Source organism: Azospirillum griseum (assembly GCF_003966125.1).
Lineage (GTDB): Bacteria > Pseudomonadota > Alphaproteobacteria > Azospirillales > Azospirillaceae > Azospirillum > Azospirillum griseum.
The window spans coordinates 1-584 of sequence record NZ_RXMA01000127.1 but is presented as its reverse complement, the minus strand read 5'-3'; the positions used below and the strand labels follow the sequence as shown (position 1 = coordinate 584).

The window sequence follows — 584 nt, the reverse complement described above, 5'->3', positions numbered from 1 at the left end:
TTCGCAGGAGTGCGTTGGCGATGGTGACGAGCTTCCGCATGACGGCGGTGATGGCGAGTTTGGCTGGCTTCCTGGCGTCGGTGAGGCGGGTGTAGAGCGCTTTGAGATCGGGGTTGAACCTGGTGGCGACCAGGGCTGGCATATAGAGGGCGCTGCGCAGTCCCGCTCTTCCGCCACGGATGTGGTCTTTGCCTTTCCAATGCCCGGATGCCTGGGTCATGGGAGCAAGTCCGGCGAGGCTGGCGGCCTGCTTGGTGTCCATGGCTCCGAGCTCCGGCATTTCGATCAGGAGCATGGCGGCGGTCAGTTCACCGACGCCAGGAATGCTGATCAGGATCGAAGCCCGTTTGGCCAGTTCGGCGTCCTGGTCTATCCGTTCGGCGATATCGGTTTCGATGGCGTCGATATCGGCCTGGATCTGGGTGATCCTGCGATTGGACACCTTGCAAAACTTTAGCGTGTTCGGCGTTCTGGTGATTCCCTTGTTTTGCAGGCGGGGGGGGAAGCATGGCCGGTCAAGCTGGGCTGTTTGATCTTCAGGATCGCTATGCGGAGTTGAGCAAGAGCGGGGATCCGCTGGAGCG

The 584-nt window shown here is 61.1% G+C and carries 1 protein-coding gene; it reads right to left on the bottom strand.

Features of this window, described 5'->3' with window-relative positions; genetic code table 11:
- Positions 1–442, bottom strand: a 442-nt coding sequence (locus tag EJ903_RS26460) for a transposase (RefSeq protein WP_158628033.1), incomplete at its 3' end; no start/stop codon positions are given.
- Positions 443–584: the final 142 nt, after the last annotated feature.